The sequence below is a fragment of the Bombella intestini genome (assembly GCF_002003665.1).
GTDB lineage: Bacteria > Pseudomonadota > Alphaproteobacteria > Acetobacterales > Acetobacteraceae > Bombella > Bombella intestini.
Genome location: NZ_JATM01000002.1, coordinates 78,468 through 103,509, shown reverse-complemented (window position 1 = coordinate 103,509; position 25,042 = coordinate 78,468). Strand labels below are relative to the sequence as shown.

Sequence of the window (25,042 nt, the reverse complement as noted above, 5' to 3'; positions counted from 1 at the left end):
ATCCGCCAGCAGGGGGCCATTCTGCCATATCAACATTATCATTCTAACGGACATCCTCGCTGATGCCTTCACTGCTTACGATAGCGTCTGCCGTGAGCGGCGCCTTTTCACTGGCCGGATACATACAGGGTGCCATAGGGACAGTCCTATTAGAACGCTTCCGCCGAACTGTTCATATCCCCGGTGATGCGTCTCCGTCCCCTCAACAGGTAACATCCGCCCCTCGTGAAGACTCCCTGCCGGGTGTGAGCATCATGAAGCCCCTACACGGGGACGAGCCACTTCTGGAAGAGGCACTGGAAACGTTTTTCCAGCAGGATTACCCAGCAGCACGGCAAATCGTCTTTGGCCTTCAAGACGAGAACGACCCCGCTATAAAGGTCGTCCAGAAACTACAGACGCGTTACCCAGAACAAGATGTAGCTATCGTCATTGACCAGACGGAACATGGCCCTAACCGCAAGGTGGGCAATCTCATTAACATGTTCCCCGCCTGCAAGCATGACGTACTCATCATTTCCGATTCCGACATTCATGTCAGTACGGATTATGTCACCAGCATTGTGCAGGCACTTCAGCAAGATGGCGTCCAGCTTGCCACGACTCTCTATGCGGGGCTGCCAGCCAGCCAAACGCTTGTCCGCAAACTGGGAGCCTGTAGCATCAACACCAATTTCCTACCCGGTGTCATGATGTCCCGCCTTATGGGGCGGCAGGACTGTCTGGGGGCCACCATGGCCCTGCGGCGGAAACATCTAGCAGAAATCGGCGGGCTGGAAGCCTTAGTCCAGCATGTTGCTGACGATGCCGTACTCGGGCAGTGCATCCGCCGCAACGGTGGGAAAATCGCCCTAGCCCACACCATCTGTCAAACCACCGTAGCTGAGACAAATATAGGCGATCTATTCCGCCACGAACTCCGCTGGGGGCGGACTGTCCGCAGTGTGGAGCCGGTCGGCTATGGGCTTTCTGCCCTCCAGCTACCGCTTTTCTGGGGGAGCCTCTGTGTCCTTTTTGCACCAGCCCGCTTGTTTTCCTGGGCTCTGCTAGGGGGCGGACTTCTCTGCCGCCACGCCATGACACGCCGCATCGGACAGCTTACAAACTGCGCTATGCCCAGCCTTTTGCCCCATCTCATCTTCCGAGATTGGCTCTCAGCCCTGGTTATGGTTGGTAGCGCTCGTGGCACGCATGTAACGTGGCGGGGGCGGTCGCTGCACATCTCCCGTGGCAAAAAACTTCCGAAGTCCCTATAACAAGCTCAATTCACCTTGAGTGCACCTTTCCCCCGTCAACGATACCGGCGTTGACAGGCCGACATTATCAGGAGTGTCCGTTCATGTTGAGAACACTGTTTCTGCAGCCCCCATCTTTTGATGGTTTTGATGGTGGTGCTGGCTCACGTTATCAGGCCAAGCGGGAAATCCGCTCCTTCTGGTATCCCACGTGGCTGGCCCAGCCTGCAGCAATGGTACCCGGTTCACGCCTGATTGACGCCCCTCCGGCCAAGATGGGTATGGGGCCGATCCTTGAGGATGTGAAAAATCGTGATCTGGTGATCATGCACACCTCCACCCCCTCCTTCCCGTCTGATGTCCGCGTGGCCCAAATGCTGAAGGACACCAACCCGAAGCTGAAGATCGGGATGGTTGGTGCCAAGGTGGCCGTGCAGCCGGATGAGAGTCTGGCACAGGGAAGCCCGATTGACTTCGTGGCCCGTAATGAGTTCGACTTCACCATCAAGGAAATTGCCGAAGGTAAACCCCTTGCTGAAGTAGACGGCATCACATGGCGCAATGAGAATGGTGAGATCATCACCAATAAAGACCGCGCCATGATTGAGGACATGGACAGCCTCCCCTTCGTCACGGAAGTGTACAAACGTGACCTGAAGATTGAAGATTACTTCATCGGCTATCTAAAACACCCGTACATCTCCATCTATACGGGCCGTGGCTGTAAATCTCGCTGCACCTTCTGCCTGTGGCCGCAGACAGTGGGCGGGCACCGTTACCGTACACGCAGCCCCGAGCATGTGGCAGCCGAGATCAAGCTCGCCATGAAATACTTCCCGCAGGTGAAAGAGTTCTTCTTTGACGATGATACCTTCACCGATGACCTCCCCCGTGCCGAGGCCATCGCCCGTGAGCTGGGCAAGCTGGGTGTAACATGGTCCTGCAACGCTAAAGCCAATGTGCCTTACGAGACGCTGAAGGTTCTGCGGGATAATGGCCTGCGTCTGCTGCTCGTTGGTTATGAGAGTGGAAACCAGCAGATCCTGCACAACATCAAGAAGGGCATGCGCATCGAAACAGCTCGTGAGTTCACAAAGAACTGTCACAAGCTGGGCATCAAGATTCACGGGACCTTCATCGTTGGCCTGCCGGGTGAGACAAAAGAGACTATCCGTGAGACCATCGAATACGCCAAGGAAATCAACCCGCACACCATGCAGGTTTCCCTTGCTGCACCGTATCCGGGTACATTCCTGCACAAGCAGGCTTCTGAAAATGGCTGGCTGAACGAAGAAGAAGCCGAGCTGATTGACGATAACGGCGTGCAGATCGCTCCGCTGCATTACCCGCACCTCTCCCATACGGAAATCTTCAAGAGCGTGGAGACCTTCTACAAGGAGTTCTACTTCCGCCCTTCCAAGATTTTTGCCATCCTCAAGGAAATGGTTACCGACCCGCAGATGCTCAAACGGCGCCTGCGTGAGGGTGTGGAGTTCTTCCAATTCCTCCGTCAGCGTCATTCTTCCTGATGACGGTCTGAGACAGTCGAACAGAAAAAGGCGGCCCCACCACCGGGCCGCCTTTTTTATGCCTTGCTCCGACATTCCCATGCGGGCCTGATTAAGGCATCATGAGAGCTATCCGCCGCACATGATGTGCCCTCGTATCCATTCCCTTTCTCCCATGAGCCAGACCATGACCGTTGCCCCCGACCGCCGTGTCATTTTCTCTGCTGATGATTTCGGCATGAGTGTGGAAGTCAATGAAGCTATTGAAGAGGCCCACCGTAATGGCCTTCTTAGTACGGCCAGCCTCATGGTCGCTGCCCCCGCTTTTGAGGACGCTCTAAGACGGGCACAAAGAATGCCCAACCTAAAGCTGGGACTACATCTTGTTGTTATTGAGGGCGACTCCCTTCTCCATCTGCCCATCATCACGGATCAGAAAGGCTGGTTTGGCAGCAACCAGCTTGCGCTAGGCTTCCAGTATTTCTTTTCCCCCGCCACACGCGCCGCCCTGAAGAAGGAAATCCACGCCCAGTTCCAGCAATTCGCCCGCACGGGGCTGGAGCTGAACCATGCCAACGCCCATAAACACATGCATTTGCACCCGACCATCGGGCATATAATGCTCCATGTTGGCAAAGCATACGGGCTAAAAGCAGTCCGCACGCCCATGGAACCCGCTGCCCCGCTAGGAGAAAAACCCAGCCTTGGGGATCGTGCTCTGGAACAATGGACCCGCATCCTCCGCCACCAAATTCATAATGCAGGCATGAAGACAAATGATTCCTGCTTCGGCCTGCGTTGGTCTGGCCATATGACGCCAGAGCGCATCCATCACCTTATCCCGCAACTGCCACCCGGTGTCAGTGAAATCTATTTTCACCCAGCGAAAGGCCAGAACAACCAGATGGCAGCTCTCATGCCCGGTTATCAGCCAGAACAAGAACTCGCCACACTGACCAGCCCCGCGACAAAAGACCTTCTAACGGTCAACGCTATCCAGACCACAACATGGGATGCCCTCTGAACAATCCCTCATTACTCCCATAAAAAGGGCCAGCTTCCCGAAAGGAAACTGGCCTTTTCTTTCACCTGACTGATTTATCAGACCTTCAGGGAGAAACCTGCATCAGGCCGACCACCGAGCCGAGTGATAACATGGCCGGCGGCCTCGTTCCCCAGCGTAGCACATTCCACCAGAGGACGTTTCCGGCTGTAGCCAGCCAGAAAACCAGCTGCAAAAGCATCACCCGCACCCGTTGTATCAACAACCTTCACAGGCTTTGTCGGCACCTCATGACGTGTCTCACCCGCCTGAACAACGGCCCCCTTCTCCCCACGTGTCACCACGCCCAGCGCTACATCGCCGGAAAGGGCCTTCAGAGCCTCATCGAGATGTTCCGTCTCATATAGGGCCAGAATCTCTCCCTCATTTGCGAACAGAATATCAACTGATTCCGCTACAAAGGAACGGAACGCCGCCTGATGCCGCTGGATGCAGAACGCATCAGACAATGTCAAAGCCACTTTACGCCCAGCCTCATGAGCTAACCGAGCTGCATGGTAGAAAGCCTCCTGCGCCTGCGGACGATCGAACAGGTAACCTTCCAGATAAGTGATGGCTGATTCTGCCACAACCTTCGCCACGACATCCTCCGGGGTGAACTCCACACAGGCCCCCAGATAAGTGAACATAGTACGCTGACCATCCGGGGTGATCAGCACAATGCAGCGGGCTGTTGGGATATTCTCATTCCCAGACAGTGGGGCTGAAGGAAAAGCAATACCCTGCGCCTTCATATCAGCGGTGAATTCATCACCGGCCTTATCCGCAGCGACCTTACCCAGATAAGCTGTCTTCGTGCCCATCCGTGCGGCTACGACTGCACTATTCGCCGCCGAACCACCACCGGCTACCTGCTCGACACGGATACACTCTTCAATCCGTGCCATTGTGGGGGCGTCAATCAAGGTCATGCTGCCCGGTGCAGCACCAAATTCGGCCAACGTCTCAGCACTGACGGTGGCCAGTACATCCACAATGGCGTTACCGATGCAGAGAAGGTCATATCTGGGAGCGGTAGAAGACATAAACAGCGACTTTCTTTCATTTTTCAGGCAATCTATCTGCTACCATAACGCCCGTAGCTGGCATATCAATGCATCTTTGACACCCAGCATTGACAGGCTAGCGAAAAGCCTCCTTTACTGGGATGGTCACTCTGGCCGGGAACGCCTTTTGGCTCCATTTCGGTTACACATCTTCTGCTGGAACGGGGTTCCAGCATCATATTTCAACAGACCTGTGGCCCATACAGCCCCACCCAACTGTCTGACCAAAGGAAATCATGTCTTTACCTACGCCTCCTTCCCCCATGCCCGGTTCCGCTCCCCGCCAGCGGGCCTCCTCCAGCCGCTTCCATGGTCAGGATAATGGCGGCTATGCCGATAATGCTCGCACGCTTGTTGTACACAGTGGCGTCACCATCCGTGGGAACATCGAGAACATCGAACGTCTCATCATTGAGGGAACCCTCGAGGTGGAGCATCTGACCGTCAAAGAGATTATCATCTCTCCTGAAGGGTCTTTCCGTGGTGCTGCCGAAGCAGGAACTGCGGAGATTTCTGGTACGCTGGAAGGCGAGCTGACCGTCCGCAATACACTCACTGTCCGTGCCAGTGGGCGTCTTATCGGCGATGCAGAATGTCGCCGCCTACAGGTGGAAGAAGGCGGACAGATCACCGGTAAACTGGGCATGATCACCTCCCCACTCCCAGGGACAAAAGACCACGTCCATACTCAGCCCCATGATATGGCTGATGCCCAGACGGGGACTCAGAAAGGCTGACGTACAGTTCAGCATCATGAAATAGAAAAGGCTGCCACCCCCACATCGGGATGGCAGCCTTTTTTCGTGGCAGATTACCACGCCCCCATCACTCAGTGGCGGCGGTCACGGATCTTCACATAGGCAATAGCCGCATGTTCGGCACAGTAAGGCTTACCAGGCAGAGGCGTAGCCCCGCAGAAATGAAACTCTGGCGTACCCGGATCACCGATGGGCCACTGGCAGGTCGGCCCCTGTCGTGAGGCACGCTCCAATGCCCCCCGTACACGGCGGGGCGGAGCCACTTTACGCTGCGGAATAGGCGGTGCAGCCGGACGGGGAGCCGGAGCTGGCTCGGCTTCTTTCGCCGCCTCTACAACCACAGGGGAAATCGTATCCTCCTTCGGCGCAGCTGCCTTAACGGGCTTCCCTTCACTGGCAGGCTTATCGGCCTTTGCCTTACTCTTGGTCGGTTTTGCAGCCCCATCCGCAGAGGCTTTTACCGTTTTGGCAACCGGTGCCTTTTTCTTCTCCACAGGCTGAGCAGACGGTGCAGGCGTCCCTACCTCTGTCTCTGCCGCAACAGGTGCAGCTTCAGCCTTCTTAGCACGGGAGCGAACAGGCTTAGCGGCCCCCTCCGCAGCTGTCTTATTGCGGATAGGTGAAGGACGAGGCGGCAAGCCAAGACGATGAGCCTTACCGACAACCGCATTTTTTGTAATAGAAAGCTGGCGACCGATCTCAGCCGTTGAGAGGCCCTGCTCCCAAAGCTCCTTGAGCCGTGCGATCAGCTCGTCTGTCCATTCCATAGCCATCCACGTTTTCTCCACTCATTCCCACAGCATAGTATCGTGGCGATCCTGCACCGTATATTTAGCAGAAACCGGGCCAACCCAAAACCGGCCCGCTGCCCTCATGCACCCCGGACAGAAAAGGTTATGCCCTGTCCACTACCTGCAACTGCCCCTTGCTGACAAACAGAACCTTTTCTCCCCTCAACAGGGCTTGTGCCTCATGGCCGAAAAGCTCGGCTCGCCATCCCTTAAGAACCGGCAGATCCGTTTCCCCCTGCGCCAGACGCTCCAGCTCGTCAGAAGAGGCAATCAACCGTGCAGCCACACGTCCCTCCTCACTCCGTGCCGTGAGAAGAACCTTGAGAAGAGCAAGCACACCAGACGGTGCCCGGGGACGTTCCGTTCTGCGTTTATTCGGCAACTCTGGCCGTTCACTCTCCGGACACTGCTCTCCTCGTTGCACGGCGGCCAAAATCCCACGCCCTAGCTCACTTCTGGAGAAATCAGCCGTAACACCACGTATCCGGGCCAGCGACCCGCTATCTTGCGGGCGGGAGACGGCAATCTCCAACAGGCTTTCATCTCGAATGATGCGCTGGCGAGGTAAATCAGCCTGCTGGGCAGCTTCTTCCCGCCATGCGGCAACCTCCCGCAGAATAGCTAGCACTTTGCGGTTATTAGTCCGTGGTTTCAGCTTCACCCAGAGGCCTCTAGGATCGGGCCGGAACAAGCTAACTTCACCTAAAGCCGCAAGCTCATCCTTCACCCACGGGAGACGGCCCTGCTCCCCTAGCTGATGAAGCAGTTTTTCGTAAATGACCCGCAGATGGGTCACATCTGCACTGGCATAAGCAATCTGAGCTTTGGACAGTGGACGAGCCGCCCAGTCGCTGAAACGGTGCGACTTATCAATGCTCTGGCCTGTCATGGAAGAAACAAGATTGTCATACCCAACCTGCTCACCAAAGCCAGCCACCATAGCCGCCACCTGTGTATCGAACACATTAACAGGCAGTTCATCAAACAGATGTAGGAAAATCTCAAGGTCCTGCCGAGCAGCATGAAAAACCTTCACGCAATCCGGCTCAGCCAGAAGAGCGGCTAGTGGGGAAAGGTCAATGCCCGGTGCGCAGGCATCAATCAGGGCCACATCCTCAACGCCACCAAGCTGAACAAGGCACAGACGAGGCCAATAGGTTTTCTCCCGCACGAACTCCGTATCAACCGTCACAAATGGCTCGTGACGCAACTTCTCACAAAGAGATAACACCCCGGCCGAGGTGGTAATCATAACGGGGGCAGGAAAATCAGGCTTTTTTGACATAAGGGCCATCTTACACCCTCTGCTGGAAGCTGACCATCGCCTCCACCGGCATATCCCCATAAAAACAGCCCGACAGCAGAGGGTTACTCCACCATCGGGCCATGATCAAACCTCATTCGGGATAAAAGAACTGTATTATCCGATATGAGAGTCCAGCCATGCCTTGAGCTGGCTCTTAGGCAGGGCACCCATCTGCTGGGCTACCGGCTTGCCAGCCTTAAAAAGAATCATCGTCGGGATGCTACGTACGCCAAATGTCGTAGGTGTTTCAGGGTTGGAGTCGATATCCACCTTTGCCACGGTGACACGGCCCTTATAATCCCGGCCGATCTCATCCAACGCCGGAGCGATCATGCGGCATGGGCCACACCATTCCGCCCAGAAATCCACCAGAACAAAACCTTCAGCCTTGAGAACATCTGCCTCGAAGCTCTGATCCGTCACTGCTACCGTATGCTCGCTCATAATATAATCCTTCCCCTCACAAACACTGTAATCCACGCCTGGTATCTCTGATCTAATCAGACAGGTAACCAGCTGTGTCGCCCCTGTGCCGCAACGGGGGCCTTACACACTCTTTTTTAATCAAGTACCTCTCTAGTACTGTTACCTTTGCAGATGAAACATCTGCTTGAGAAACAGGTATTGCCGCATAGCGTAATATGTTTTCTCTATATTAGACAGAGGGTAACAGACTTCTAACAACATTCTCCTCAACCCAAGGGCATATTCTGCTCATCCAGCAGAGATTCCGGCAGTTCCATCACAGAAGGACCATCCACCCAGACAAGGAAGCAGCGGACTGGATGCCCCGGATATAGGCCCTGCATGACACGCCGATAACTGGCCATCTGCCCCAGATAGGCCGCTGGCACACGCTCCACCCGAGAAGGGGAACGGCCCGTCTTATAATCGCAAAGCCATACAGTTTGGCCATCAAAGCAGAAACGGTCCACTTGCCCCAGTACGACCCGCCCCGTGCCATCCCCCGGACGACCCAGAGTGCCGGAAACCCCCTGCTCGGCTCGGCTCCCCGGCCCGAAGAGTGGCGCAAGGACATCCATCCCCACAACAGACACAACATGCTCTGCCAGACTAACGACATCCTCTTCCGCCAGCCCTGGCATGGTATGCCGCAACCACGCTTCGGCCTTCATCTGCTGCTCAGCGGCTGGCACATCTGGCAAGAACTGTAACAACCTGTGTACTAGCGTTCCACGCTCCATAGCATCCTGACGGCGGCGGGCCGGTTGGGGAATGACAAGCCCATCCCGCATAATCTCTAGCGGCGACCGGGACGCAGGCAACGGACCATAGGCTGCATCCTCCGGCCGACTCGGTGCAAGCGGACGGGCTAGGGCATCTTCATGCGGCGCAGGCGTCACCTGCCACTCTGGTGCCTGTCCCATCCAGACGGGCAGCATAAGCTGAGCTTGTGTAGAGCCAGAACGCCCTTTCCCCAAAGGTGGGGCCGCCGTAACGGGCATCTCCAGCACGAAACGATCCCCCACCCAATCATCCTCAAAAGACGTGACGGTGACGGCTGCTTTTTCTTTCTTCAGACGCTCCATGCCCGCAAGACAATACTCATACCACGTGGTACTCTCCTTGGGTTTTTTGCCAGGCTCCCAACCACAGATAAGCAACGCATCACTGGCCCGGGTCAGCGCTACATAAAGCAGACGGTTCTCCTCCTCCTCCTGACGGGCCTGCCGCTGGGCCTTCAATAATTTTATCTGATCCGTCTCCATATTCTTCAACGGCACCCAAAGAGGACCATACAGCTCATCCCCAGCAGGGCTGGTGTCGGGCATGGCGGCATCTAGCTCTACCCAAGAAAGAGGATCAACCCTCTCTGCCTGACCAGTCGTGTCGGGCAGGATGACCAAACGAGCCTGCAACCCTTTGGCCCCATGCACCGTCATAATCCGTACGGCATCAATCTCGGCTTCGCCCTCTCGCTTACTTTCCACATTGCTAGCCCGTAGCCACTGCAAAAAACCCTGAAGAGAAGGGGGATGCTGGGTTTCATACGTCAGGGCGGCTGTCAGCAGCTCATCCACAGGTTCGGCGGCTTCAGCACCAAGACGGGCTAAAAGACGGGCACGTCCCCCCTGTACACCCAAAGCCTGCATGAGGATGTCATAAGGCGTATCGTAATCCACACGCTTATAAAGGGCCTGTAACCGCTCCCACGCCACCTGCCATTCTGGCCGCTCTTTGTGTCGCCGGGCTAGAAGGCTCCAAAGCGGCATACCGTCCCGCCCCAGCTCCCGCCGCCGTCCGTCTGCCGTTGCCAGAGCCATGAGAGAATCATCACTCAAACCACCCAGAGGGGACGTCAGCACACTAGCCAGACTGAGGTCATCCTGCGGCAGCAAAAGTGCATCACAGAGTGTCATTAAGTCCTGAACGGCAGCCTGTTCCACCAGCCCGCTTCTGATAAAGCTTGCCACCGGTAAGCCCCGTGCCTTCAAAGCCCGGATCAACGCCCGCAAAAAGTCAGAGCGTTTACGCACCAGAATCATCACCTCACCGGCTTGTAACGGTGCTGTACCGGGCTGGAGCGGGCGGCCTATCTGCTCCTGAATATGTCTAGCTAATGCATCAGCCAGACGCTGCGAGGCACTCCGCTTATCCTCATTCTTCTTCGGTGCACGCCACGGGTTGGCTTCTTCTCTAACCGGATTAATGTCTTCCTCTGCCTTAAGGGGGACTAGAGGCCACAACTCCACACGCCCACCGCCGCCAGAACGGGCCGACTGATGCGCAAGCGCACTGTCATCTCCCTGTTCCCGCAAGCCATCCAATGCGGTATTATCATCACCAGCAAAGACGGCATCCACAAAATCAAGAACAGGCGGAAGAGACCGGAAAGAAACGTTCAGCTGCGGGTCTTCCCAAAGAAAACCAGCGCCTTTCACACGGCGGGCGAATTCATGCCGCCATTTATGGAACTGCTCCGGCTCTGCTCCTTGGAATCTGTAGATGGATTGTTTAAAGTCCCCCACCGCAAAGACAGTCCGAGGCCGAGGCGTCTCCTCACGCCTCCCAACGCCAGAGAAAAATTCCGCTGTCAAAGCACCGGCAATCTCCCATTGTAGGCTAGAATTATCCTGCACTTCATCCAGCAAAAGATGATCAATACCGCCGTCCAACTTGTACAGAACCCATGCCGCTCCCGGCTCCCGCAGAACATCACGAGTCCGGGCGATCAGGTCATTATAATCGACCGCTCCACGGTTCCGTTTCTCATCAGCAAACCGCCCCATGACCGGCAGCGCAAGGGACATAAAGGCTATATTGATCTCCAGAAGCCGCTGAGTGCGGATACGCTCCTGCATCTCCTGCTGACGTCTGGCTTCATCAAGGAGACGCTGCTCCAGCTCAGGAGCGGCATTACGCGCTTTTGCCCCCAAATAGCGACTCATATTCCTGATATCGCCATTCTCCTTGATAAATAAGAGCGACAATAGAAACGTATCATCCCGCTCGGCCGGATTGTCACACTCCAGCCATCTCAGAAACGTTTCAAAATCCTCCCTTTTGCGATCCGACAGATGAGGCAAAGCATCCTGAATCTCAGCTCGCCATACCTCTTCATCTTCCAGTCGGCAGGCTTCAGCCTTCAGGGCCGCTAAAGATTCACTCCCCGCCTCCAACAGCCCTTGATAAGCTTCCTTCACCCGATCCGGCCACATCTCCCAGAGCCGCAGCAAAGGCTGGAGCAAACCAGACTGAGCATTAAACTGCGTCAGAAGGCCCATCAGCCTATCAAACCCCGTCAGAGCAGCGAGCACCTGCACAGGGTCCTGATTCTGCGCCAGACTATCCTCCAGCGCACGGCGAAGAATCATCTGGCCATCCGCTCCTTCCATCAGAACAAAATGCGGGTCCAGCTCTGCCTCCAGCGGGAAACGCCGCAGAAGGGACTGACAGAAGGCATGAATGGTCTCAATCTGCAAACCGCCCGGCGCATCCAGCACTTTCAGAAACAAGCCACGGGCACGTTCCCGTGTGGCAGGCGTATTGGGAACATCCAACGCCGCCAACGCATCCCCCAATTTTTCATCCGAAAGGGATACCCAGTGTCCGAGATGGCTTTGCAAACGATGGGCCATTTCGGCAGCGGCGGCCTTCGTGTAGGTCAGACACAAAATGCGGGAAGGCTCCGACCCTTCCAACAGCATAGGTTGGCCATCCTCACCAATCTGCTCCAAAGGCAACATGAGGCGAAGGAGCCGGTCGATCAGCAGCTTCGTCTTTCCTGACCCTGCCGAGGCCGAAACGAACACAGAAGCCATAGGATTCGAAGCCCGCTTCTGGGCTTGATTGGCGGCATCAAGGGCCTTCTGATGATCAGCCTTACCTTGTACTGAAAACGCAGTCATTCCTCATTGCCTCCTGCCAGACGCCACTCCGCCACACGGGCAAGCTGGGTGTAATCGCTATAACGAGCCGTTTTCCCGGCCCAAGGCTGGGACCGGTAAGGCTGGGATGGGTTATCATAATCAGCTAGAAGGGTCCGCAACTGCTCAAGGACTGGACTTACCAGATCATCCAGCGATGCCCCTGACCTTGGACCAGGAATGGGTTTTTTCTCACCAACCGTCATCCCTCCGCTCAGTTGCCAGTAGGTTAACGCTTGCGTTTTCAAAGCGGGTAACCCTTCAAAAGCCCCCTTTTCCAGAAAAGCAGCTTCCAGCACCAACTGGGATGACCACCCCCCAACTACCTCTTTGTTTTCGGGAGCTTTCCCTGTCTTGTAATCAAAGATGCACCCTGTTGGGGCCTCGCCCGGCTCATCCCACAAATCAATACGATCCGCCCGGCCGATGATACGAAACTCACCACCCGGCAAGCCCCGCAACGTGTAGTCCATCGGCACCTCGGTATAGGACGTACAATTCAAACGCCCTACTCGACGCCAATACTCCTGCGCTAACACCCAATCGGCAATGCGGTGCAGACGGGGCCGCCACCAACTGGCAAGAGCCGGATTCACCACTGCTTCATCAAGCACCTCGTCAAAATGACGGTGTAGCGTCTGTTCCGCATGCTTCGGCCATGTGCTGGGATGCTGCTGGACCATGCGCTCCAACGCAGCATGAACAATATTCCCATAATCAGCATGCTCCGCCCCCTCTTCCAAGGGGGGTAAAGCCCGCAGACCCAGCACATAACGAGCATAGATAGCGTATGGGTCCTGCTTGAGCAGATCAAGCTTGGTGATGCTCAACTGCCGAGGGCGCAGATGTAGAGGGGGGCATGGTTCTGGCGGGGCCACTGGCCTCGCCTCCCCGATGGGCATATCCAACATGGTCTGCCATACCAATGCTGGGTGATGGGGAAGCGTGATCTGCTGCCCTTCAAGAAACGCCGAAAGACGCATCAGCCACCGAGCGGGAACCGCTGGAGACCCTTCCCGCCGCCCTGCATGGGAGAGAATAACAGTCTTCGACGCTAATACAGCAGCCACGAAGTCATGTGCTTGTGCCCCAATGCGCCGCTCTGGCGAAGGCAGACCGACACGCTGACGCATCGGACGGCTCATCCACGGGCCAGATTCCGCCGCGGGGGGCCAGACACCTTCATTCAGACCGCCCAAAATAACAGTATCAAAGGCCAGAAGGCGCGCTTCCAACACGCCATAAATGGAAATTCTAGGATGGGCGAGTTCTACACCCCCCTGATACCCCCGCAGGCCCGTCAGTGTCTTGCCTGCCATACTAGCCGTCAGCAGACCTTCCAGCACTTTCAGAGGCTGAGGAGGAAGATCACCCGTATGGCTCATCAACTCAACGAAATGCCGGGACAAAGCTCCACCATCTTCTCCCAGCCAGAGCCGGGAACCGGGGCGGGACTGGTCGGCTTTGTGCCCCTCATCCTCCACTGTGGCGAGCCGCTCGGCAGTCTCCAGAAGGGCCGCTAGCAGTTCTGGTACAGGGGCGGCCTCTGCCACACCTAACAAAGGCCTAAACGCTTCCTCCACCTTATCCAGAAAAAGCTCGAGGCGTTCTGGACTATCTGGGGCATCAGCCTGATAGCCGTTATCCGTCCGCTGCGCTTCCTGCAATACGTCAAGAGCATGGCGTAGCCCTTCTAGCCCCGGCTGAGGTGCGGGACCACGCAGAAGCCGCCTCTCCAGAAGGCGAGCACTGGCACGGGCACGGCCGGGGCTCATCCCCAGAGCCACCAGTGGATGCTTGAGAACAGACAGTAGCGCAACCGGGCTGAACCGGGCCGCTACTGCCTGAGCGATAAGCCGCAGAAAAACAGCTGTCGAGGTACGGACCAGCGGCTCCCCAGCACTATCATCCGCATGAATACCAAAACGCAGCAACTCGGCCCGGACACGATCTGCCAGCCCACGATCCGGCGTTACCAATGCACCGGTCCGCCCCGGCTGGCTAGCCACATCCCGTAGGATCAACGCAATGGCCTGCGCCTCCTGCTGCGAGTCCGCTGCTGGTAACAGGCTGATCCCAGAAGGCGTGACGTCCCCCACAGGCTGCCCCCAGCGGGCAATACCTGCCTCTGGCAACATGACATATTGAAAGAGATTTTCCCGTTCCGGGCGCAGCACATCTCCCCACAAGGCAATATCCGACCGTTTCACCCCGGCCCGTGATAGAAACTCATGAAACAGGGCCTGAGGATGCGTTGGAGGAAGCTGTTCCCACAGCTCTTCATCCATATGGCAATCCAGCCCCTGAAAGACCACCATACCTTGCGGTAGTGCTGCTACGGCCTCCAATGCTGTGGCCACACCTGCGGAGCCATCCACAAATCCCACAGCCCAGAGCGGATAATCCGGTGGCATATCCGCCCAAAGGCGGGCCTGTGCCTCAATCAAAGCAACCTGACGAGCCATGATATTGCTGCGCCCTTCCTCCTGAAGGATCGCAGGCCATGCTTCCGTGACAATCCGAAGAAACTCCAACGTCTTTTGCCAGTGCCCGGCAAAGTCATCCGTTACAGCTTTTGGTAGGGTCTCGTGAAGGTTTACACCATTCCGCTCAGCATCATCCATTAATTCTGCCAGAGCCTGCGCCAATGGCCAGACACGATCAATCGTGCCACCTTCCCGGCCGGATGCGGTGGTGAAAAAAGGTGCTGCCAGAATCAACCGTGCTAGCATAGCCAGCCGAAAAACCGGCCCTACAGCAGGCGGTAAACTCTCATCCAACGTCATGGGGAAGAGGCTCTGCTGCTCCAAATCGCCCAAAGACACAATGGCCGGAAGCAAAGCCGGTTGGCCATCCAAAACCCGTAGGAAAGCCTCCATGAGGGCACGGGCTACACGGCGACCGGGCACGAGAATCGTACCGCTATCACCACCACTCCGCCCAGCCGAGTGAGCGTCACCTCCCACACGGTCCAACCAGTTCCGCACGACTGTATCCAGAAAGGGGCAAGAAGCTGGGACGCTCGCAATATTCAATGGAGATGCTTGTGTCATGGCGTCAGCCCCTCCACCAACGTTGCCGAAAGAGCCTTCAGTCGTTCCTCCGGCCAACCACGCAGGGTTACAACACGTTCCTCCTCACCCCTCCCATGTACGAACATGAAATACAGTGCATCCTCAGGCATCAGCTCTTCGGCACGTTCTGGCCATTCCACCAGCATGATACTCTCACAAGCATCATCCCAAGACAGTTCATACAATTCATCTGGGCCGGATAGACGCCAGAGATCATAATGGAACACCGTTCCAGCCTTGGTGTCATAGGGTTGGACCAGTGCAAAAGTCGGGCTGGGGACTTCCAGAGACTCATCACCTACCAGATGGCGGATTAATGCCCGGGCAAATGTGCTTTTACCGGCACCCATCTCCCCTTGAAGAGCCAGACAGTCCCCGCTGCCGAGCATCCCTGCAAGATGCCGTGCCAGAAGAACCGTCTGCTGAGGAGAAGAAAGATGCACGTCCATAGGAAAAATGCCCCGTATCGCTACCTGATATGATGTCTGCCACCATTACCGAAGCGTCATCAAGACACAAGAGAAAGCCTCTACCGTCTACGTCCGTTTCTGTCGGAAGAATAAAAAAGAAGCCACACTACCGGACATGTAAAAAACAAACCTCTACTCGTGAGGCGAAAAAATGCTTATGAATACTAGCATGACACATGCAGCTTCTACCCACACGACAGATGTCGCCATTATTGGCGCAGGCCCAACGGCACTTTTTGCCGCTTTTGAATGTCGGATGCTACGTCTGGACTGCATCCTGACGGATGTTCTCGACAGTGTGGGGGGGCAATGTGCCGCCCTATACCCGGAAAAACCGATTTATGACATTCCGGCCCATCCCTCTATCACCGGCGGAGACCTTATTGCCGCCCTAGAGGAGCAAATTGCTCCCTTCAACGTGCCCCGCCTGCTTGGCAGCCGGGTTAGCCATCTGGAAGGTGAGGCCGGGGCCTTCACCCTGAAGAATGAGCGTGGCGACACAATCCATGCCAAAGCTATCATCATCGCTGCCGGTGCCGGTGCCTTCGGACCAAACCGTCCCCCTCTGGAAGGGCTGGATGCTTATGAACGCAGCGGTGCCGTGCAGTATTATGTGAAGAAACGGGCCGACTTCACCGGCAAGCGCATTGTTGTAGCAGGCGGCGGAGATTCTGCGCTGGACTGGGCCCTCTCCCTTTCCGACCTTGCCGAGAAAGTTTACCTCGTCCACCGGCGGGACCGCTTCCGTGGAGCACCGGAGACACTGGCACAGATTGAAGCAAAAATTACCGCCGGGGCTATCGAGAAGGTCGTTCCCTACCAGCTGCATGGCCTAAAGGGCGAAAACGGCCAGCTGACCCATGTAGACCTCATTGCCATGGATGAGACAGTCCGCTCTCTGGAAGCTGACGTACTGCTGCCTTTCTATGGGCTTTCAACCGATCTTGGCCCTGTAGCCTCATGGGGGCTGGAAACACAGCGTAGCACTATCGCCGTGAACCCAGCCACTATGCAGACCAGTCTTGAAGGCATCTTTGCCATTGGTGACGTGGCCCAATATCCCGGCAAAATGAAGCTAATCCTTCAAGGCTTCTCCGAAGGGGCAGTAGCAGCCCATGCGGCGCATCATGTCGCCCATCCCGACAAGGCTCTGCGTTTTGAACATTCCACGAGCCGGGGCCAACCGGGCACGCCCTGATACGGTTTCGCCGCCCATAAAAAAAGCAGGTGCCCGGACTGGGTCACCTGCTTTTCTTTTATCTACCTGATGACAGGTTCTGTCAGGCGACTTTCTTCAGGAAAACAACCTTTGAAGCCCCGCCTTCAACAAGAGTCTCAATAGCCTTATTGAACACACGCCCATGCTCGGTCCCCATATGGGCCTTGAAAGCCGCCTCATCCCGGTAACTTTCCTCAACATGGAACAGGTCCGGCTCATCCTCCAACGTATAGACAATAAACCGCACGCAACCCGGCTCGGCCCGTACATTCTCGGCTAGGGCTGTCAGCAGGCTGGCAACCTTCTCCCTATGGCCGGGGAGTGCTTTCATCGTGGCATAGAGGCTCTTGGTCATGACATTTTCCCTTCTTCCCTTGTGAAGCCCCACCATCATGCCACAAGGGGGCAGGAACCCGATACAGCCTGACATAGAAAAAGGCCGGAGCAATGCCCCGGCCTTTCCATATATCCCGAAACGGATGCGGAGCCTTAGCCCTTCGCACCACGAGCGGCACGCTTGCGCTCGTGCGGGTCCAGATAACGCTTACGCAGACGGATGGCAGATGGTGTAACTTCCACCAGCTCATCATCCTCGATGTAGGCAATGGCCTGCTCGAGGCTCATCTTGCGGGGCGGAACCAGCACAACAGCATCATCCTTACCGGAGGCACGCATGTTCGTGAGCTTCTTCTCACGCACGGCGTTCACTTCCAGATCATTCTCACGGGAATGTTCACCAAGGATCATGCCGGTGTAGATTTTCTCACCTGCATCCACAAAGAGCGTCCCACGATCCTGAAGAGAGAACAATGCATACGGCGTTGTTGCACCATCCTCGGCAGAGATCAGGGAGCCGTTACGGCGGCCTTCAATCGCACCAGCATGCGGCTGGTAGGAATGGAAGAGACGGTTCATCAGACCGGACCCACGGGTGTCGGTCAGGAACTCGCCGTGATAGCCGATCAGACCACGGGACGGGATCATGAATGTCAGGCGAACCTTGTCACCGCCGGACTGACGCATGTCCTGCATCACGCCCTTACGCAGAGACATCTTCTCCACGACCACACCGGAATAAGGCTCGTCCACATCGATGACGACTTCCTCAAACGGCTCTTCCTGCTCACCCGTTTCCGGGTTCTCACGGAACAGCACACGAGGACGACCGATGGTCAGCTCGAAGCCTTCACGGCGCATGTTCTCAATCAGAACGCCCAACTGAAGCTCACCACGACCAGCCACCTCGAAAGCCTCGCTTTCCGGGCTGTCCGTCACCTTAATGGCCACGTTGCCTTCCGTCTCCTTAAAGAGGCGGTCACGGATCTGGCGGGACGTCACCTTCTTGCCTTCACGACCACCCAGCGGACCGTCATTAATACGGAAGGTCATGGAGAGGGTCGGCGGGTCGATCGGTGTGGAGGGCAGCGGCTCCTCGATGGACGGCTCGGCCAGCGTGTCAGGAATGGTAGCCTCGGAAAGACCAGCAATGGCGACAATATCACCCGCTTCAGCTTCCTCGACAGGCACACGATCCAGACCACGGAAGGACAGCAGCTTGGTGATACGACCTGCCTCGACCACGCTGCCATCGGCACGCAGCGCACGAATAGGCATATTCACCTTGGCACGACCCTGCTCGATACGGCCTGTCAGGATACGACCAAGGAAGTTATCGCTCTCCAGAATGGTGGAGACCATGGCAAACGGCTTGTCCTTGTCCAGACCCGGGCTCGGAACATGCTTAAGAACGAGGTCGAACAGCGGATGCAGGTTTTCGCGCGGACCTTCCAGCTCTGTATCGGCCCAGCCCTGACGGCCAGAAGCGTAAAGCATGGGGAAGTCCAGCTGCTCATCATTGGCACCAAGGGCAGCGAAGAGGTCGAACACCTCATCATGCACCTCGTCCGGGCGAGCATCGCCACGGTCCACCTTATTGACGACAACCATCGGGCGCAGGCCACGGGCCAGAGCCTTACCAAGCACGAATTTTGTCTGCGGCAGGGCACCCTCAGCGGCATCCACCAGAATCACGGCACCATCCACCATGCTCAGGATGCGCTCCACCTCACCGCCGAAGTCGGCGTGGCCCGGTGTGTCGATGATGTTGATGCGGGTGTTCTTCCACACAACAGAGGTACATTTAGCGAGAATGGTAATCCCGCGCTCACGCTCAAGATCATTGCTATCCATAGCACGCTCGGTGACGGCCTGATTCTCACGGAAAGTACCAGACTGCTGGAGTAGCTGATCGACGAGTGTTGTTTTCCCATGATCGACATGGGCAATAATGGCAATGTTACGGATGTCCATGAACGATCTTTCAGGAAGTGACAGATTGGGACAGAATGATGCCCTTACTGCACCGAAACTGATTTTTTTGCAAATCCGAACCGTGTATTAACCCCGTACAGCATCAGATTTTATGCCTTCATTTTTTTATTCCTGCGGCAAAGGACCAGTTTCATGACCGATCACACACCCAAAGGCCCCACCGCTCCCGGCACGGAAAAACTCAACCAACTTGGCCGACAGACCATCCAGCCGGAGTCGCCCGATGTTGCCGAGCTGGAGCGTGTCCCGGCCCCCCATAAAGGGCGGCGTTATGTTGTCCGCTTCACCGCACCAGAATTCACATCCCTCTGCCCGGTGACAGGCCAGCCGGATTTTGCCCATATCGTCATCGACTACATCCCGCGGGATTGGATTGTAGAGAGCAAGTCTCTCAAACTCTATCTCACCAGCTTTCGCAATCATGGGGCCTTCCATGAGGATTGTTCTGTGACCATCGCCACACGCCTTGTAGAGCTACTAGACCCAGAATGGCTGCGTATCGGAGCCTACTGGTATCCCCGTGGCGGTATGCCGATTGATGTCTTCTGGCAAACAGGCCCCGCCCCGGCTGATGTTTGGATTCCCGCACAGGATGTTCCCGGCTACCGGGGGCGTGGCTAAAACCACATGAAGGGCACGGAACAGACCGTGCCCTATTTCTTCCCTCAGAAACCGAGCGTCACATCCCCGCCAATCAAGATACGATTCTGATGCCGGAAGTCAGCAAAAGGGCGGGTATTGTTGAGCGAACGATCAAACCGAATTTCTGGGCGGATCTGAAGCAACTTGATGTGATGGCCGATGTTCGGCCGCCAGACGGCGTTAAAGGACAAATCGCCGTAGGTAGTCGCTGGGGCGGTATAAGTGCGTGCAGGCAGGCCCAGCAGTGACCGCCCGTAACCTGTATCTTCCGGGTACTGCACGACAAATTGGCCCGTACTATCCCGATATACTTCTGCCCGAGCGTTAAAGGTCAGGGTCGAAGTGGCTGCATAGGCTCCCCATACAACGCCACTCCATGTATTGGCATCCAACCCTTCATCATGAACCTGCGTGGCCTCAGCTGTCAGGCTCCATTTGGGATTGATCTGCCATGTAGCGTTGATGTCATTCCAAAAACGCTGTGCCTCATGTGCCCGATGACTACCCAGCAGGCGGCGGGGGTCTTCTGGCCCGACACGCAGCAGATAAGTCACAGATAGGGCACCACCAGCCAACTGGCTGGCATTAAACCCTACATAACCCGCTGGCTCACCGTTATTATTCCCACGGCCAAAGGACTTCTGATTCCCTGCATCCATCCCAAACAGAACGGCATAATGAGAATTCAGATGCCATTGCCCATAAAAACCAACATGCTCAAAGGGATTGGAATACTGCGCCGTATAAGACATGGTATAAAAAGCACGTCCTGCCGGATTCAGCACCTCCACCCCCATGGGAGACGAAAGAATCCCCAGCTGCATATCCAACCCGTCTTTTGCCAGCCACGGCATATGCAGGGCGATGTTAGCCTGAATGGGCGTTAGCTGATAACGGTGATGATCCAGCCAGCGGTCAGAAATCCCGGTGGTAATGTACGCTCTAGCATCGGAGCCATAAAGCATCTGGATATTAGCCCCCAGACCATAACCCTCACCAATCGAATCCACAGGTTTTGTGATCGTCAGAGCAACCTGATTGAGCATCCCCGTATCGCTATGAGACTGGAGCAGCTGGCCAAAATTCATGCCATTATCAGGATGGCCCGTATTGGCCATCGCCCCACCTTCTACCTGCAGGCCAACATCAATGTCGGAGAACCAACTTTTCCCTGCTGAAGGCACTGTGGCAGGCTGTACAGCACTGGGTACCGGGGCCGGGGATGAACCCACCGAGCCTGAAGAAGCAGAGCCAACCTGCGTAGCCTGAACGGACCCACCTTGCTCGCTAGGGGCGGCCTGTGCGCCCTCCAGCCCCAGATCGACCCCACCACACAAGCCCATCATCATCACAACATACCGCCAGTGCTGCATGATCCATCCCATATATTGTTCCGCCTCCGTAAGTATATCCATCTTCTGAAAAACGGAACAACAGCAAAACGACCTTCCCGCCCAAAAACCAGACACAAAAAAGGGGACCGCACAATCAGGCAGTCCCCTCTATCCGTCTTTACATCCCCAGTTAGAAAGAAATGGAAGATTCCAAATCAATCAGCATGGCATCCTTATACCGCTTCACAGCTCCCGGACTCCAAAGATACTGCAGCCCCGGTCGCAAAAGCAGCCAACGTGTGGGACGATATCCGTAATTAAGCTCGATAGCTTCTTCCGAATGTGGAGCATATAGCCCAGCACCCCGCCCCGTATGCTGGAGGTGCTCTATCCAATGTGTGACTTTCGGATTAGCCCAAAGAGCTTTCATGCCGAAGCTAATCGTATCATCGGGGCGGCTGGCAAAGGTACCTTTACGGGTGATACCAGCCGTCACGAAATAAGGGGCAATGGCCGTACGGGGATCACCCCATGTGAAGGAAGCAAAAAATGCTGTGCCACGATGAGGGTCTGCACCATCACGCTGCAACATGCGGTCGAATTGGAACCACCCACCAAACCGTCCCCGCACCTTGGAGACTGGTGCATCCTGCGCTGCCGAGGCCGGGATATTATAGGTTCCCATCTGGCCATAAACGTTCTTAACTTCGGACGTATCCCAATAACCACCAATCTTTATATTCGTCTGCAACGGGCCGCTATAATCATCACCGCCACCCTGATGCCAACCAAGCTGAAATGGCAGGAAGGTGCCAGTCGCCCCATGTAGATTCATCTTCCAACCATTCCGTACACCGGAAATAGTCGGGTCCACACTGTAAGCCCCAAACTGCACCAAATAATGGTCATTCCCCGCCGGGTAGAGCTTGATCCACGCCCCCGGATGGGCCGTAGGGTAGAAGCCGTAGCCCGAGTTCATGGCGATAGACTGCGGCATACCGCAGATGCCGTTATTCTGAAACTGGCAGTACAGGTTAGCCCCCCAATAGGTGGAAGACTGCTCGAAGTCATTCTCCGTATTGATCTCACCAACCTCGGTCTGGACATAATTATTCCAGTGCATTTCCCAGCTAAGGCGGCCAAGGCGCATGGTTTCACCTGCGCCATAAATCTCCATCGGGCTATCAATGACAGGCAGTGTATTCCCCAGCCCAGCCCCCTGACGGGCTAGGGTCAGGAAATGCAGTACACCAGCATTGAAGGCGACACCTGTCAGCTTCTTCAGATCAAAATCCAGAGACAGGGCTTCTTCATCCGCATAGCGAGCCGCACGGGATTTCCCCCCGAATGGATTGCCTGCCGAATCCTGAAAATAACGCCCACCCACCGTCACACCGTGATCGGCCAGCCAGCTCCGTGCGCCCCATGGGTCCCCGAAAAACCCATCCTGATTGACAAAATCATGCCAACTATTGGGGAAAAGCCCCTTCTGCTGCGCTGGGGCTGCCTGTTCGGAGGCCCCACGGGAAAAAGAATCTCCCGGGATCGGAAGCGGCACAGACCCGAAAGCCCGCTGCTCATCCGTTTTAGTGACACCGTAATGCCCTGCCTTCAACAATTCCTGACGTTGAGCAGGTGTAACATCACCAACGGAGCCACCTCCCTGTCTGACAGATGATGAAGCAGAGGCGGAATCCTGTGCAAAAACGGCATGACTCCCCAGCATCAGAGCAATACCCATTGCCGCCGTACCAGCCGCCTTCTGCCACATTCCACGCATACACTAGCCTTTATAGCCGTTGATCGGAGAGGGACCTGAAGGCCAGACGCACCATGGCAGCCTTCAGCACGACAATGCTAAAACAGGCTGCAGACAGCACTGCCGTAAGGGATAACACTGTCCCTTTAATAAAATTTATCGCTAACATCCAGAGATGAAATCTGTCTGTACCATATCGGTCCGATCTACAGCGTCAATTTCATGTGACTTCTTTTACAACTTTCCCCTTTTGCTGATCACGATGCTGCTGCCCCAAACGACGGGTTAGTGGCAGCAAAAGGGCCATGATCACGCACAGCCCCCCACACCCCAGAAACAGCCCTCTAAACAGGGCCACATAACCTGCCAAACTACCGCTAGCATCCACCGGGACACTCGCAAGGTCCGCTACAAGGCTACCCAGATACATGCCGATACCCCAGAGCAGGAACAACGCTCCCATCAGAACCGCACTAATACGGGCTGGGGCATAGCGGGCCACAATAGCCAGACCAAGCCCAATGGTCAGAAGTTCCCCGAGGGACATGGTGCCATAACCTGCCACCATCACCCACGGCGACACCAACCCCGCACTATGGCCAGACGCCACCCACCAAATGAAAAAGGCCAGCGTCACCAAACCATATCCCAACAGAATTTTCACCGCTGGAGAGGCATCATGCCCCTTGCTCGCATGACGCCGGTACAGCCACGCCAGTACTGGGCTAAACAGCATGACGGCTATCGGATTCAATGCCTGAAACTGCCCGGCAGACATGGTGAACAGACGCCAAGGGCCAAGTTGATACACACCGGACACATCCCGCATAGCAAAGAGTGTCAGAGAGGTTTGCATCTGCTGATAAAAAATCTGATAGGCCATCGTCTGGGTGCAAAGGATGTAAGTCAGCAAAAGGCCGGGTCTCTCACTTTCCTTTGCCCGCGCATAAAGCCAGACCCAGAGCAGGATCAGGCCCCCTCCGGCCACAATGATGCAGAGCCTGACCAAGGTCGGGCTATGCAGCACCCATGTGCAAAAAGCCCAAACAGCCAGCAGAACAAGCAGAATTCCTCCGCCCAGAGCACCTTTTCTTACAGGGCCGGACAAACGCTCCATCAATGGGATGGGCAGGGCTGTAGGCCCATGCTGTTTTAAGGCCTCAGCCGCCCGCCCTACCAGAAAACGGCGCATCCGCCCGCCACGCACAGCATAATAACCCAGCCCGACTAGAAGCCCCCCAGAACACGCCAGAAAGGCCACAGCCGCCCCATAACGCTGCTGAAGCCATGGCATAAGCAGCATGGAAACAGTCGAACCGACATTGATGGCCATGTAATAGAGCGTAAAGGCGGCATCCAGTGCCGTACCATCCCCGGCATAGATGCGGCGTACCAATGTCCCTGCATTGGGTTTAAACAGCCCATTCGACAGGGCAATTAGCGTCAATGCTGGAAGGAAAACATCTGGATAGCCAAGAGAGAGAGCTAGCAGCCCATACCCTGCCGTCAGCCCGACAGCCCCCATGAGCATGGTCAACCGCGACCCCAAACACTGATCCCCAAGCAGCCCCCCCAACACTGGGAGACTGTACATGAGAAACCCCAACCCACCTTGCATGAGGTTGACGTCATGGTCATGCATATGCAGCTGAACGACCATAAAGACGGTCAGAACAGCCTGCATCCCGTAATAACCGAAACGCTCCCATAGCTCGATGGCCATGACGACAGCAAAAGCTTGCCGCCGTGCGGATAGGAAATTCACCGCAGAGTGCTGTTGATCGGTCATGAAAGCACGCTACTCCATTACGGGAAGGAAACTGATACTTCCCTCACATAGCGCAAAATTCAACCACCGGCGAGGTGGAACCCATCAACCTGCAAAATACCCACCACGCCCAACACGCACACAGCCACGACAAACACAATGGCTACCAATGCACCCAGAACGCTGGACTGCCTGACACGCTGCCAGAAAGACGCTCCCCAGACCATGGCCCTCTCTTCTCCCGCTTCGCCTCGCCCTGCATGGGGCCGGCGCCAGCATAACAGAAACAGGCCACTCGCACCTTACACAGACGGTGGAATGGCCTGCCCTGCCCCTTCACATAGTTTCAC

Annotated in this window: 19 protein-coding genes; 6 read left to right on the top strand and 13 right to left on the bottom strand. The window is 56.0% G+C overall.

All coding sequences use genetic code 11. The features are described from left to right. Nucleotides 1-62 precede the first annotated feature (62 nt). The 3 genes from hpnI (at nt 63) to hpnK (ending at nt 3,767) form a co-directional block, all read left to right on the top strand. Nucleotides 63-1,256, top strand: a complete 1,194-nt coding sequence (gene hpnI / locus AL01_RS03575; protein WP_077396044.1) for a bacteriohopanetetrol glucosamine biosynthesis glycosyltransferase HpnI — start codon at nt 63-65, stop codon at nt 1,254-1,256. An 83-nt stretch (nt 1,257-1,339) separates the two neighbouring features. Then, nucleotides 1,340-2,764 (top strand): hopanoid biosynthesis associated radical SAM protein HpnJ, encoded by a 1,425-nt coding sequence (gene hpnJ / locus AL01_RS03570; RefSeq protein ID WP_077396043.1) that lies wholly within the window; start codon nt 1,340-1,342, stop codon nt 2,762-2,764. A gap of 124 nt (nt 2,765-2,888) precedes the next feature. Beyond that, nucleotides 2,889-3,767 carry a hopanoid biosynthesis-associated protein HpnK gene (gene hpnK / locus AL01_RS03565; protein WP_408735438.1) on the top strand — a complete coding sequence of 293 codons (879 nt, stop codon included), beginning with the start codon at nt 2,889-2,891 and terminating at the stop codon, nt 3,765-3,767. Nucleotides 3,768-3,844: 77 nt separating this feature from the next. Here the strand turns inward: hpnK and AL01_RS03560 are convergent, their stop codons facing one another. Continuing rightward, nucleotides 3,845-4,831 (bottom strand): adenosine kinase, encoded by a 987-nt coding sequence (locus AL01_RS03560; protein ID WP_077396042.1) that lies wholly within the window; start codon nt 4,829-4,831, stop codon nt 3,845-3,847. Between the two features lie 257 nt (nt 4,832-5,088). On the opposite strand from AL01_RS03560, the gene AL01_RS03555 reads away from it, so the two are divergent. Next, complete coding sequence (locus AL01_RS03555; RefSeq protein ID WP_077396040.1) at nt 5,089-5,589, top strand: bactofilin family protein; 501 nt, start codon at nt 5,089-5,091, stop codon at nt 5,587-5,589. Between the two features lie 92 nt (nt 5,590-5,681). On the opposite strand, the gene AL01_RS03550 is transcribed toward AL01_RS03555, so the two are convergent. From AL01_RS03550 to tsaE, 6 genes are all read right to left on the bottom strand, one after another. Next, nucleotides 5,682-6,377: a GcrA family cell cycle regulator gene (locus AL01_RS03550; RefSeq protein ID WP_193791532.1), complete on the bottom strand. Its 696-nt coding sequence runs from the start codon at nt 6,375-6,377 to the stop codon at nt 5,682-5,684. Between the two features lie 127 nt (nt 6,378-6,504). Continuing rightward, nucleotides 6,505-7,686: a ribonuclease D gene (rnd, locus tag AL01_RS03545; protein WP_408735437.1), complete on the bottom strand. Its 1,182-nt coding sequence runs from the start codon at nt 7,684-7,686 to the stop codon at nt 6,505-6,507. Nucleotides 7,687-7,821: 135 nt separating this feature from the next. After that, the gene (gene trxA / locus AL01_RS03540; protein ID WP_077396035.1) at nt 7,822-8,151 is read right to left on the bottom strand and encodes a thioredoxin TrxA; all 330 of its coding nucleotides are present in this window, start codon (nt 8,149-8,151) and stop codon (nt 7,822-7,824) included. A 248-nt stretch (nt 8,152-8,399) separates the two neighbouring features. After that, nucleotides 8,400-12,077 carry a double-strand break repair helicase AddA gene (gene addA / locus AL01_RS03535; protein ID WP_077396034.1) on the bottom strand — a complete coding sequence of 1,226 codons (3,678 nt, stop codon included), beginning with the start codon at nt 12,075-12,077 and terminating at the stop codon, nt 8,400-8,402. Continuing rightward, nucleotides 12,074-15,148, bottom strand: a complete 3,075-nt coding sequence (addB, locus tag AL01_RS03530) for a double-strand break repair protein AddB (protein ID WP_164468759.1) — start codon at nt 15,146-15,148, stop codon at nt 12,074-12,076. Before addB ends, addA begins: the two co-directional genes overlap by 4 nt. Beyond that, complete coding sequence (tsaE, locus tag AL01_RS03525) at nt 15,145-15,618, bottom strand: tRNA (adenosine(37)-N6)-threonylcarbamoyltransferase complex ATPase subunit type 1 TsaE (RefSeq protein WP_077396032.1); 474 nt, start codon at nt 15,616-15,618, stop codon at nt 15,145-15,147. Before tsaE ends, addB begins: the two co-directional genes overlap by 4 nt. A 190-nt stretch (nt 15,619-15,808) precedes the next feature. Between tsaE and AL01_RS03520 the strand changes: the two genes are divergently transcribed. Beyond that, nucleotides 15,809-16,837 carry an NAD(P)/FAD-dependent oxidoreductase gene (locus AL01_RS03520; RefSeq protein ID WP_077396319.1) on the top strand — a complete coding sequence of 343 codons (1,029 nt, stop codon included), beginning with the start codon at nt 15,809-15,811 and terminating at the stop codon, nt 16,835-16,837. Nucleotides 16,838-16,919: 82 nt separating this feature from the next. Here the strand turns inward: AL01_RS03520 and AL01_RS03515 are convergent, their stop codons facing one another. Next, nucleotides 16,920-17,213, bottom strand: coding sequence for a putative quinol monooxygenase (locus AL01_RS03515; protein ID WP_164468758.1), 294 nt, complete (start codon nt 17,211-17,213; stop codon nt 16,920-16,922). Between the two features lie 134 nt (nt 17,214-17,347). Then, nucleotides 17,348-19,168, bottom strand: a complete 1,821-nt coding sequence (typA, locus tag AL01_RS03510) for a translational GTPase TypA (RefSeq protein WP_077396030.1) — start codon at nt 19,166-19,168, stop codon at nt 17,348-17,350. A 153-nt stretch (nt 19,169-19,321) separates the two neighbouring features. Between typA and queF the strand changes: the two genes are divergently transcribed. Further along, nucleotides 19,322-19,810, top strand: coding sequence for a preQ(1) synthase (gene queF, locus AL01_RS03505; protein WP_077396028.1), 489 nt, complete (start codon nt 19,322-19,324; stop codon nt 19,808-19,810). A 44-nt stretch (nt 19,811-19,854) separates the two neighbouring features. On the opposite strand, the gene AL01_RS03500 is transcribed toward queF, so the two are convergent. From AL01_RS03500 to AL01_RS09370, 4 genes are all read right to left on the bottom strand, one after another. Then, complete coding sequence (locus AL01_RS03500; protein ID WP_241502683.1) at nt 19,855-21,246, bottom strand: outer membrane beta-barrel protein; 1,392 nt, start codon at nt 21,244-21,246, stop codon at nt 19,855-19,857. Nucleotides 21,247-21,355: 109 nt separating this feature from the next. Continuing rightward, nucleotides 21,356-22,945, bottom strand: a complete 1,590-nt coding sequence (locus tag AL01_RS03495; RefSeq protein ID WP_241502682.1) for a carbohydrate porin — start codon at nt 22,943-22,945, stop codon at nt 21,356-21,358. Between the two features lie 199 nt (nt 22,946-23,144). Next, nucleotides 23,145-24,713, bottom strand: a complete 1,569-nt coding sequence (locus AL01_RS03490) for a peptide MFS transporter (protein WP_077396026.1) — start codon at nt 24,711-24,713, stop codon at nt 23,145-23,147. Nucleotides 24,714-24,772: 59 nt separating this feature from the next. Next, on the bottom strand, nt 24,773-24,919 hold the full coding sequence (locus AL01_RS09370) for a hypothetical protein (protein ID WP_158075927.1): 147 nt from the start codon (nt 24,917-24,919) through the stop codon (nt 24,773-24,775). Nucleotides 24,920-25,042 lie beyond the last annotated feature (123 nt).